Genomic DNA, 11525 nt, shown 5'->3' on the forward strand with positions numbered 1-11525 from the left:
ATGGCGGAACTTGCTGGTACGTATTTATAGTTTATTTTTGTACGTAGCAAAACCGGGTATGGAAGAAGTTAAACTCACCTTGAAGCTCAATAAAAAAACCATCGAAAAGGGGAAAAGCTATGCCCGTAAACGCAAAACCAGTTTATCGCGGATGATTGAGAACTATCTCGAAAAAATCACCCAGCAGGAGCAAGATGAAATAACCCCACTGGTAAAAAACCTTTCCGGTGTTTTGAAAGGTGAATCGATGGAATACAGGCGTGGGTACTCCGATTTTTTAGAACGCAAATACAAATAATGGAGCGCGTTTTTGTTGATACCGATGTGGTATTGGATTTACTGGGCGAACGCCAGCCATTTTACAAATCTTCAGCGCAGTTGTTTTCAAAAGCCGACAAGGGTGAGATCAACGTATTTGTTTCGTCACTAAGTTTTGCAAACATGCACTATGTTCTGCGGAAAAAATTCCCGGACCGCGAGGCGAGGAAAATTCTATCCGGGTTTAAGGTGTTGGTTTCGGTACTTCCGGTAAATGATAAAATTATTGATTTAGCGTTAGCATCAAATTTTTCAGACTTTGAAGATGCCGTTCAGTATTATACTGCCTCTGAAGGCAACATGAAGGCCTTGATTACACGAAACCTGAAGGATTACCGCCAGGCTAAAATTCCAGTGATGACCGCAGATACCTATCTGAGAAGCATTTAACGATATTATGATTTCTTTCCAGGAATTTACTTTAGCAAACGGCCTTCATGTAATCGTACATGAAGACCCAACGGTACAAATCGCGGTGATGAATATTCTGTACGATGTGGGCTCACGCGATGAACGCGAAGACAAGACCGGTTTTGCCCACTTATTTGAACACCTTATGTTCGGGGGCTCTGTTAATATCCCTAACTATGATGAGCCGCTACAGCGGGTGGGCGGAGAAAATAATGCCTTTACCAATACCGACATTACCAATTATTATTTAACCGTACCCGCGGCCAACCTGGAAACAGGATTTTGGCTGGAGAGTGACCGCATGCTGAGTTTATCATTCGATCCGAACGTGTTGGAAGTGCAGCGTAAAGTGGTGATTGAGGAATTTAAACAACGCTATTTGAATCAACCTTATGGCGATGTGTGGCTGAAACTCCGGCCTTTAGCCTATCAGGTTCATCCCTACAAATGGGCAACCATCGGAAAGGAAATCAGCCATATTGAAAATGCTACGATGGATGACGTAAAGGACTTTTTCTTCACCCATTATGTTCCCAACAATGCCATATTGGTGGTAGCGGGTAATGTTAAGGTTGATCAGGTAAAAGCGCTGGCCGAAAAATGGTTTGGCCCGATACCGTCCGGTAAGAAGCGTGAAAGGAAATTGCCTGCAGAACCGCTACAATCAAAAAAGCGATTGCTTGAAGTTGAAGCCAAGGTGCCTGCTAATGCTTTTTACAAAATGTTCCACATGCCCGGCCGGTTTCATGATGATTATTTTACGGTTGATTTGTTAAGTGATGTATTGGGGAGAGGGCAATCAAGCCGGTTGTATAGTAAATTGGTAAAGGAGCAGGAAATTTTTACATCGTTATCGTCCTTTGTGATGGGTACCATTGATCCTGGATTGCTGGTGATTAATGGTCGTTTGAAAGACGGTGTTTCTTTTAATAAAGCCGAAGAAGAAGTGAATAAGATTATCAATGACGTTCTGCAAAACGGTATTGATCAAGAAGAGCTTCAGAAAGTAAAGAACCAGGCTGAAACAACTTTTGAGTTTGATGAGGTGGAGGTAATGAACCGTGCCATGAACCTGGCGTTCGCCTCGTTATCGGGTGACACCAATCGTGTTAATACGGAGCGTAAAAAATTAAATGGTATTACGGTTGAGGATGTTCAGCGCACGGCATCGGATATCCTGAAGGAAGAGAATTCAAGTGTAATGTATTACAAGGCAACACTAAACTAATATCATGAAAATTCGGGTGGGGTTAGGTTTTGATGTGCATCAGTTGGAAGAGGGTCGCGACTTTTGGTTAGGGGGTATAAAACTTCCGTCAACGAAGGGTGCTACGGGTCATTCCGATGCCGATGTTTTGATTCACGCCATTTGCGATGCATTGCTGGGCGCTGCGAACCTGCGGGACATTGGCTTTCACTTTTCGAACAGCGATGCGCGTTGGAGTGGCATGGACAGTAAATTTTTCCTAAAAGAGGTAACGCGCATGCTGGAAGAACGCGGATGGAAAATTGGTAATGTGGATTGCACCATTTGCCTGGAGCACCCCAAGATCAATCGGCATATTGACGAGATGAAGAAGACATTAGCGCCTCTTATGAATGTTCAGGAAGAGGACGTATCCATAAAAGCGACCACCAATGAAAAGCTGGGGTATGTTGGCCGTGATGAAGGCGTAAATGCGTATGCCGTAGCGCTGATCACGAGGGATTCTTAATCAGCAGATTGTTTTTCCCCACCCAGCACCAGTGCCCATGTTTTTAATGCCGGAGTTCTGTCGGCTATCAATTTTAGAATACCTAAAAAGGGTATAAACAGAATTAATCCGGCAACACCCCACAGCACGCCACCCATTACAATGGCAGCAATGGTTACCAAAGCATTAAGCTTTAACCGGCTGCTTACGGCTAATGGAAAAATAACGTTTGCTTCCAGGTATTGCACAATGGAAAACACAGCAATAACACCAATCGGGTACCAAATGGAATTGTACGTAACCCAAGAAATAGTAATGGGTAACAAGGAGGCAATCAGAATTCCGGCATAAGGAATAAAGGTGAGTATGGAGGCAGTGAAACCGAATAAAACCGGATGTGGAATACCGAGCATATATAATCCCAAACTATTAAGAATGCCAACAATAAGGTACACCAGCAGCATACCTTTTATAAAGTTGTAATAGGAGGCAATGCTCAAGTGAAGAATTTCCCGAATGCGTTCTTTTCGTTCTGAGGGAAAAATCCGGTAAAGTACTTCTACCCACCGGTCGCGGTGATAGAGCATCAACACCACGTAAACGGGTATTAAAATAAACAGCACGGCAGAAACACTTCCGGCCGAAATTGTTTTTTTGAGAAAGCCCATGGCATCAGCGCTTGATTGCTGCGATATATTTTCGAGCCATTGATTTTGCCTTTCTTCGCTGATGTTAAACTCGCGGGTTATCCAAACACTGAACTCCGTAAGTGTTTGGGATAGCTTGGCCTGCAAAGTCGACCATTCAGTTGAGAAATTACGCAGCTGTAGAACGAACAGAAAAAGTATGGAGGCAATTAAAATTAAAATCAGTGACAGGCTAAGAATTATTGCGGTCATTTTTTTAATCTTATGCTGCTCTAGCCAAATACAGATAGGATAGAGAATACAACTGATAAGCAGGGCAAACGATAATGGAATAAACAGGGGCCGACCCACATAAAGGATAATGCCACCAAATACAATGTATTGAAGGATGGTTAATGTGGTAATGTTGTTAACCTGACCTTGTAATTTCACACCGGAAAGTAAACCATTCGTCTTTAAAGTAACCATGATAGAAATCATCTTAACAAGAGACGGATCGCAGACACTGCGGAATACTGAACTAAATGAAACTTATCATTCCATTCATGGTGCCCTGCAGGAATCACAGCATGTTTTTATACAACAAGGTTTGGAGTATAAGCTGAAACAACACTTGCCACGGTTGGCCATCCTTGAAGTAGGCTTTGGTACCGGTTTAAATGCGTGGCTTACCGCGCAAAAGATTTGGGGAAGGGAAGATTTGGTTTCCTATGTTTCCCTTGAGTCTTTTCCGCTGGATCATGCCCTCTGGAGTAAACTGAATTATGCCAGCGATCCGAAGGGTTTAGAGCTTTTTGAGAAAGTCCATAGCGCAACATGGGATGAACCGGTTTTGGTTACCCCGAATTTCAGTTTGCACAAAATCAAGTCGACCCTGCAACAAGCGAATCTATCTTCAGCAGCATTTGATTTGATTTACTTCGATGCATTTGCTCCGGAAAAACAACCTGAAATGTGGACACTTCCATCCCTGGAAAAAGTCGTTGCGGCAATGAAACCTGATGCAGCGTTTGTAACCTATTGTGCCAAGGGCCAGGTAAAGCGTGACCTGAAAAGCCTGGGATTGGTGGTTGAAACATTGCCCGGCCCTCCGGGCAAACGGGAGATGATTCGGGCCATAAAAGGGTAAATTCTGCATCCTCATTTTTCGAACACGTTTGCAGCAAACGTTTGTTGTAATTTTTTTAGCTTTTAGCTACTATTATTCCGCACTTTCAAGTTATTTCGAAATATTATTTTGAAATAATCTTTTTAGTCAGAACAACCACCCTTTACGACTGATGACAAGAAAGGCCAGTCATGGGCTCTATACGCCAACCCTTGAACACGATGCTTGTGGCATAGGTTTTATCGCCACCATAAACGGATCAAAAAGCAACCAGGTACTGCGCGATGCTTTATCGATGCTCGAAAATATGGAGCACCGTGGAGGCCGGGGTAGTAGTCCTAAAACAGGAGATGGTGCGGGTATTCTCCTTCAAATTCCACACGATTTTTTCCGAACAGAAACCACACGCCTTGGTTTTGATTTACCCGATCCTGGAAAGTATGGTGTTGGGATGATCTTTTTTCCGCGAAACAAAAAAATCAGGCAGCAATGCAAAGATGTATTGATAAGCTTAAGCAAAACACTTCGGTTGGCTTTAATCGGTTATCGTCCGGTGCCGGTGGATCACAGTATCCCCGGGCCTGGCGCTTCCGAAGTGGAACCTGTTATTGAGCAAATTTTTATACGCCCGATTGATGATGATCTTGATAGACAGAGCTTAGAGCGCAAACTTTTCATCCTTCGCAATGCTGTTACCCACACGGTTGCCAAGCAGCTAAAAGCTGCGGTGAAGGAATTCTATATCACCAGCCTCTCCTGCAAAACCATAATCTACAAAGGCCAGTTGCGTACAGATCAATTGCGCGCCTATTACAACGATCTGCAAGATGAACGACTTACTACTGCACTGGCTCTGGTGCATTCGCGTTTCTCTACTAATACCTTTCCAAACTGGAAACTCGCTCAGCCCTTCCGGTATATCGCACACAATGGTGAGATCAACACCATTCGTGGCAACGTGAATAAAATGAAATCCAAAGAAGCATTGTTCAAATCTTCAAACTTTACTGATGAAGAATTGAAAATGCTGTTGCCTATAACCAATCCCACAGGCTCTGACTCCGCCAACCTGGATGCATTGGTGGAGATGCTGGTATTGTCCGGTCGTTCCTTGCCGCATGTGCTGATGATGTTGGTGCCAGAAGCCTGGCAAGACAATAAACTAATGGATCCACACCGTAAAGCGTTTTATAAATATCATGCTTCGATGATGGAGCCGTGGGACGGCCCTGCTGCCCTGGTGTTTACTGATGGTTGCCGCATTGGTGCCACGCTCGATCGGAATGGATTGCGCCCCTTGCGGTATTGTATAACACGGTCAGGCCGTGTGGTGGCAGCATCTGAAGTTGGCGCACTTCCTGTTGATCCAAAAGATGTACTGGAGAAGGGAAGGATTACACCGGGAAAAATGTTGCTGGTGGATTTAGAGAAAGGAAAAGTTTTTGATGATGATCGTGTGAAGCGCTCGGTGTATGAAGGCAAGCCGTACTATCAATGGATTATTGAAAACAGGATTAAGCTTAGGCTGGAACCCGTTCCATTAACGTTTGAAGAAGATTTTGACATCGAAACCCTCGCACAACGCCAACAGGCTTTTGGTTATACCAGCGAGGATATTAAAACGATTATCATACCCATGGCGGAGAAAGGCTATGAGGCCATTGGCTCCATGGGTGACGACACACCCTTGGCCGTCTTATCAAAAGAAAGCCGGCATCTTTCAAATTATTTTAAACAACATTTTGCGCAAGTCAGCAATCCGCCCATCGATCCTATTCGTGAACGATTGGTGATGTCGTTGTTTACCCGTGTTGGGGCGAGCTTAAATGTGCTGGAGGAAAGTCCGGATCACACCCAACAAATCCATATTTCTCAACCGGTACTATTGAATTCTGATTTAGCCAAGCTGAAAGCCATGCATGATCAAGGCTATGATTATGCCGTGGTCAACTGTGTTTTTAAAGCCGATGGGAAAGCGGGAAGAATGAAAGAAGGTTTGGAGGCTATCTGCCGGGAAGCTGAACAAGCCGTGCAATCCGGCAAAAAAATTATCATCCTTTCGGATAAAAAGATTAACGAAGGGTATGCACCAATACCTTCCTTGCTGGCAACAGGTACAGTTCATCATCATCTTATCGATAAAAAACTTCGTACGCATGCGGGGTTGGTGGTGGAAGCTGGTGATGTTTGGGAGGTACACCACTTTGCCACGGTAATTGGTTATGGAGCCAGCGCCATTAATCCTTATCTCGCGCTGGAAGTTGTGCATCATTTGAATGAACAGGATGCGTTGAGTAAAAAGCTAACCGATAAAGAAGCCTTTTCGAATTATCAGAAAGCTATTGGCAATGGGTTGCTGAAAGTAATGTCGAAGATGGGCATCAGCACCCTTCAGTCGTATCAGTCGGCACAGATATTTGAAGCCATTGGCTTAAGCACGGAAGTTATTGATAAAAGCTTTCGCGGAACCATCAGTCGTATAGAAGGGTTGGGCTTTGATGACATTGCCGAAGAAGTACTGGTACGGCATCGTTATGCATTTCAATCTTCAAACACAAATCTTCCCGTTGGGGGTATCTACCAGTGGAAACGCAAAGGTGAAAAACATTTGTTCAGCCCTGAGGTAATCCATTGGCTGCAACACTCCACACGCATCAACAATTTTGATCTCTATAAAAAATATGCACAGGTAATTAACGATCAATCGAAAAATCAATTAACCCTTCGCGGATTACTGGAATTTAAGAAGCGCAATCCTGTGCCGTTGGATGAAGTTGAACCCGCAGAAGAAATTTTTAAGCGCTTTGCCACGGGTGCCATGTCGTTTGGTTCTATCTCACACGAAGCACACACAACCTTGGCTATTGCCATGAACCGCATTGGCGGAAAGAGTAATAGTGGCGAAGGTGGTGAAGATGAGGCACGTTTTGCAAAAAAGGCTAATGGGGATTGGGAACGCTCAGCCATTAAGCAGGTGGCTTCCGGGCGATTTGGTGTAACGAGTTATTACCTGACCAATGCTGATGAACTTCAGATAAAAATGGCGCAAGGGGCTAAACCCGGTGAAGGCGGCCAGTTGCCCGGTGATAAAGTTGACGAATGGATTGGCAGAGTACGGCATTCAACACCGGGTGTCGGGTTAATTTCTCCGCCACCTCATCACGATATTTATTCCATAGAAGATTTAGCACAGCTAATCTTTGATTTAAAAAATGCCAACCGTCAGGCGCGTATAAATGTGAAGCTGGTTTCGCAGGCAGGCGTGGGCACCGTGGCGGCCGGTGTGGCAAAAGCAAAAGCCGATGCTATTTTAATCTCTGGTGCCGATGGCGGCACCGGAGCCTCTCCGTTGAGTTCTGTTCGGCATGCCGGGTTGCCGTGGGAACTTGGTTTGGCCGAAGCGCATCAAACCCTTGTAAAAAATAATTTACGAAGCAGGGTAACGCTTCAAACCGATGGACAAATACGAACGGGCCGTGATATTGCCATTGCTGCACTGCTGGGTGCCGAAGAGTGGGGCGTAGCCACGGCTGCACTTGTGGTGGAGGGTTGTATTATGATGCGTAAGTGCCATCTCAATACATGTCCGGTTGGCATTGCTACCCAAGATGTTGAGTTGCGAAAATTATTTACCGGTGATCCTGATCATGTGGTAAACTTCTTTACCTTCCTCGCTGAAGATCTTCGTGAAGTTATGGCCTCCCTTGGTTTCCGTACTATCAACGAAATGATCGGGCGCACGGATACGCTGCGCGTTCGTCAGGATGTTGAACACTGGAAGGTAAAGAAACTCGATCTGTCACCTTTGCTATATCGCGAGTCAGCTGGAGAAGGTGTTGGTTTGTACAAACAAATTGAGCAGGATTTTGAATTGGAGAAAGTGTTGGACTGGAAGCTGCTAGCTGCGGCACAACCAGCATTAGAGCATCTTGAAAAAGTTACAACCGCAGTTGTCATTGAGAATACCAATCGATCTACGGGCGCACTGTTGTCGAATGAAATATCAAAACTTTATAAAGGCAATGGACTGGCTGAAGATACGATTCACGTTAAGTTTAAGGGATCAGCCGGGCAAAGTTTCGGGGCATTTGTTACCAAAGGTGTAACGTTTGAACTGGAAGGCGAAGCCAATGATTATTTCGGCAAAGGGTTATCAGGTGGAAAGCTTATTGTCCATCCTGATAAAGAAGCAACCTTTAAACCGGAAGACAATATTATCATTGGCAACGTGGCCTTTTATGGTGCTACATCAGGTGAGGCTTACATACGCGGGCAGGCAGGCGAGCGCTTTTGTGTGCGCAACTCAGGCGTAAATGCCGTGGTGGAAGGCGTGGGTGATCATGGATGTGAATACATGACCGGTGGGCGCGTGGTAGTATTAGGGAAGACCGGTAAAAATTTTGCCGCAGGCATGAGTGGTGGAATTGCTTACGTGTTTGATCCGGAACAAACCCTGAAGGAATTGTACAACCCGGAAATGGTTGAACTGGAGAAGATGGAGGAGGAAGATAAGGTGCATGTGCATGGTATGATTGAAAAACATTTTCAGTACACCAAAAGCGATCCTGCCGACTGGATACTTGAGAATTGGGAGCTCGCTACAGAAATGTTTGTTAAAGTGATGCCGCGCGATTATAAGAAAGTGCTCCTGTTGAGGAAGGTGAATACACAAAAGGAAAAGATAGCATTATAATATGGGCCAGCCAGACGGATTTATGAAATTCAACCGCGAGATGCCCAAGACTCGCGATCCGCACGAGCGGATTAAAGATTATAAGGAAATTTATCCGCCCTTGGATCATCAACATGTCCATACACAGTCGACCCGTTGTATGGATTGCGGTGTTCCATTTTGTCACCATGGTTGCCCGCTGGGCAATACCATTCCTGATTTTAATGATGCTGTTTATCGTGGTGATTGGGAAGAAGCAATTACGATACTGAGTACAACAAATAATTTCCCTGAGTTTACCGGAAGAATTTGCCCGGCACCGTGTGAGGCCAGCTGTGTGCTGAGCATCAACAACAAACCGGTGGCCATTGAATACATCGAGAAAAGTATTGCCGAGACTGCTTTTGAGCGAGGCTATATAAAACCACAACCACCCAAACACCGAACCGGCAAACGCGTTGCTGTAGTAGGATCGGGCCCTGCAGGTTTAGCCGCTGCCGCTCAACTTAATAAGGCAGGTCATTGGGTTACCGTGTTTGAGCGAAGTGATCGTATTGGCGGATTGCTTCGTTATGGTATCCCTGATTTTAAACTCGAGAAAAAAGTACTGGACCGAAGATTGAAATTGCTGGAGCAGGAAGGTATAATTTTTCGGGTCAATGCGCATGTTGGTGTAAATATTAGCGCGAAATTTTTACACGATGAATTTGATGCGGTAGTTGTTTGTGGTGGTGCTTCCGCTCCGCGTGATTTACCCATTCCGGGACGACCGTTACAAGGTGTTCACTTTGCGATGGATTTTCTCAGTCAGCAAAACAAACGCGTTGCCGGTGACCGGATTTTTTCGGGTGATATTCTGGCCGGTGGAAAACAAGTGTTGGTAATTGGCGGTGGGGATACCGGTTCGGATTGTGTTGGAACCTCAAACCGGCAGGGGGCAAAGTCGGTAACGCAAATTGAACTGCTGGCCAAACCTTCACTTACACGAAATGAAGAAACCAATCCCTGGCCGTTGTGGCCTATGGTGTTGAACACCTCTTCTTCACACGAAGAAGGTGTGGATCGTAAGTGGGCTATACTGACAAAAGAATTTATAGGCGATCATCTCAACAGGCTTACCGGTTTAAAAGTGGTGGACATTGAGTGGACGATTGGGGAAAATGGAAAGCAGGGTTTTGTTGAGCGGAAAGATTCAGAACGCATTATACCGTGCGAGTTGGCCTTGTTGGCCATTGGCTTTACCGGGGCTGAAAAAGGCGGGCTTGTTAAGGAATTAGACCTTGAACTGGACGAGCGGGGCAATATCAAAACCCAGCAATACCAAACAAACCAGGTAGGCATATTTGCTGCAGGCGACATCCGCAGGGGACAATCGCTGGTGGTGTGGGCTATATCCGAAGGCCGGGAAGCTGCGCGCGCAGTCGATGAATGGCTGATGGGCGAATCGAAGCTTGAATCAAAAGACGAATCCTTTGTAAGGGTTTCTGTCTGATCAGGACCTGATATACTTGTTATTACTTCTAAGTCCGTGGTTCGTGTCCTCACGAACCACGTTTTTTTACGATCTGTGCGGTATGGAGCAATAAATCAATTTTATACTCTACTTCTGTGGTTTGTGTCCTCACAAACCATGTTTCTTATGATGGATTGCTTGGCACAATAAGTCGGCTATATACTTTTCTCACGCCACGCTTTCCGGACTTAATTAATCGGAGTAATTTTACCACCTAAATTTCAGTAGCGTGGCCAGTAAACTTGTTAAAATAGGCACCGTGCAGATGTCGTGCACGAACAACAAAGAGGAAAATCTTCACAAAGCCATTAAAGGTATTCGTGAGGCCGCAAAGAAGGGCGCACAAATTGTTTGCCTGCAAGAGCTTTTTACCTCACTTTATTTTTGTGATGTAGAGGATTACGAAAACTTCAAGTTGGCCGAAGCCATTCCGGGACCATCAACCGATGCGTTGACGGCTATAGCGAAAGAATTGGGTGTGGTTATAATAGCTTCATTATTTGAAAAGCGCACACAGGGCATCTACCATAATACAACCGCTGTGCTTGATGCCGATGGTTCGTACCTGGGTAAGTATAGAAAAATGCACATCCCGGATGATCCATCGTATTTTGAAAAATTTTATTTCACACCAGGCGATTTGGGGTACAAAGTGTTCAAAACAAAATTTGCCACCATTGGTGTACTTATCTGCTGGGATCAATGGTATCCTGAAGCTGCACGCATAACTTCACTTATGGGTGCCGAAGTGTTATTTTATCCCACGGCTATCGGGTGGGCAACATCACAGGATGAGGCGACCAACACCGAACAATACAATGCCTGGCAAACCATACAGCGAAGTCATTCCGTGGCCAACGGAGTACATGTTGTAAGTGTGAATCGTGTTGGTTTTGAACAAGAAGGAAGAATGAAGTTTTGGGGCGGTTCATTTATAGCAAATCCTTTCGGTAGCATTCTGTACAAAGCTTCACACGATCAGGAAGAAGTGCATGTGCTTGAGGTTGATCTGAATAAGACTGACAGCTACAGAACGCATTGGCCGTTTCTGCGCGACAGGAGGATTGATTCCTATCAGCCCATAACCAAACGTTTTATTGATGAAGACTAAACAGTTGTTAGTTTTTCGTTGATGGTTGTTAGAAAAATTAACCATGAACTA

The 11525-nt window shown here is 45.0% G+C and carries 9 protein-coding genes; 8 read left to right on the forward strand and 1 reads right to left on the reverse strand.

The window, feature by feature from the left end:
* Positions 1–58 precede the first annotated feature (58 nt).
* From KIT51_02780 to ispF, 4 genes are read left to right on the forward strand one after another with little or no spacing between them, the layout of a single operon-like run.
* Positions 59–298, forward strand: coding sequence for a hypothetical protein (locus tag KIT51_02780; protein UYN87219.1), 240 nt, complete (start codon positions 59–61; stop codon positions 296–298).
* A complete protein-coding gene (locus KIT51_02785) occupies positions 298–708 on the forward strand; it encodes a PIN domain-containing protein (protein UYN87220.1) in 411 nt (136 codons plus the stop codon). The genes KIT51_02780 and KIT51_02785 overlap by 1 nt, the downstream gene beginning before the upstream one ends.
* Positions 709–715: 7 nt before the next feature.
* Positions 716–1957: an insulinase family protein gene (locus KIT51_02790; protein UYN87221.1), complete on the forward strand. Its 1242-nt coding sequence runs from the start codon at positions 716–718 to the stop codon at positions 1955–1957.
* A gap of 4 nt (positions 1958–1961) precedes the next feature.
* The gene (gene ispF, locus KIT51_02795; protein UYN87222.1) at positions 1962–2444 is read left to right on the forward strand and encodes a 2-C-methyl-D-erythritol 2,4-cyclodiphosphate synthase; all 483 of its coding nucleotides are present in this window, start codon (positions 1962–1964) and stop codon (positions 2442–2444) included.
* On the opposite strand, the gene KIT51_02800 is transcribed toward ispF, so the two are convergent.
* Positions 2441–3538: an AI-2E family transporter gene (locus KIT51_02800; protein ID UYN87223.1), complete on the reverse strand. Its 1098-nt coding sequence runs from the start codon at positions 3536–3538 to the stop codon at positions 2441–2443. The two genes, ispF and KIT51_02800, sit on opposite strands and share 4 nt — an antisense overlap.
* Between KIT51_02800 and mnmD the strand changes: the two genes are divergently transcribed.
* The 4 genes from mnmD (at position 3537) to KIT51_02820 (ending at position 11474) form a co-directional block, all read left to right on the forward strand.
* A complete protein-coding gene (mnmD, locus tag KIT51_02805; GenBank protein ID UYN87224.1) occupies positions 3537–4199 on the forward strand; it encodes a tRNA (5-methylaminomethyl-2-thiouridine)(34)-methyltransferase MnmD in 663 nt (220 codons plus the stop codon). The genes KIT51_02800 and mnmD overlap by 2 nt on opposite strands.
* Before the next feature lie 151 nt (positions 4200–4350).
* Positions 4351–8871, forward strand: a complete 4521-nt coding sequence (gltB, locus tag KIT51_02810; protein ID UYN87225.1) for a glutamate synthase large subunit — start codon at positions 4351–4353, stop codon at positions 8869–8871.
* Position 8872: 1 nt separating this feature from the next.
* Positions 8873–10342: a glutamate synthase subunit beta gene (locus KIT51_02815; protein UYN87226.1), complete on the forward strand. Its 1470-nt coding sequence runs from the start codon at positions 8873–8875 to the stop codon at positions 10340–10342.
* Between the two features lie 286 nt (positions 10343–10628).
* Complete coding sequence (locus KIT51_02820; protein ID UYN88480.1) at positions 10629–11474, forward strand: carbon-nitrogen hydrolase; 846 nt, start codon at positions 10629–10631, stop codon at positions 11472–11474.
* The last annotated feature ends 51 nt before the right edge of the window (positions 11475–11525 follow it).

It is taken from the genome of Cyclobacteriaceae bacterium (assembly GCA_025808415.1).
Lineage (GTDB): Bacteria > Bacteroidota > Bacteroidia > Cytophagales > Cyclobacteriaceae > UBA2336.

What these genes read in the sequence shown, in the direction of transcription:
- KIT51_02780 (UYN87219.1), top strand. Translation starts at nt 59, where the DNA reads ATGGAAGAAGTTAAACTCACCTTGAAGCTCAATAAAAAAACCATCGAA.
- KIT51_02785 (UYN87220.1), top strand. Translation starts at nt 298, where the DNA reads ATGGAGCGCGTTTTTGTTGATACCGATGTGGTATTGGATTTACTGGGC.
- KIT51_02790 (UYN87221.1), top strand. Translation starts at nt 716, where the DNA reads ATGATTTCTTTCCAGGAATTTACTTTAGCAAACGGCCTTCATGTAATC.
- ispF (UYN87222.1), top strand. Translation starts at nt 1,962, where the DNA reads ATGAAAATTCGGGTGGGGTTAGGTTTTGATGTGCATCAGTTGGAAGAG.
- mnmD (UYN87224.1), top strand. Translation starts at nt 3,537, where the DNA reads ATGATAGAAATCATCTTAACAAGAGACGGATCGCAGACACTGCGGAAT.
- KIT51_02800 (UYN87223.1), bottom strand. Translation starts at nt 3,538, where the DNA reads ATGGTTACTTTAAAGACGAATGGTTTACTTTCCGGTGTGAAATTACAA.
- gltB (UYN87225.1), top strand. Translation starts at nt 4,351, where the DNA reads ATGACAAGAAAGGCCAGTCATGGGCTCTATACGCCAACCCTTGAACAC.
- KIT51_02815 (UYN87226.1), top strand. Translation starts at nt 8,873, where the DNA reads ATGGGCCAGCCAGACGGATTTATGAAATTCAACCGCGAGATGCCCAAG.
- KIT51_02820 (UYN88480.1), top strand. Translation starts at nt 10,629, where the DNA reads ATGTCGTGCACGAACAACAAAGAGGAAAATCTTCACAAAGCCATTAAA.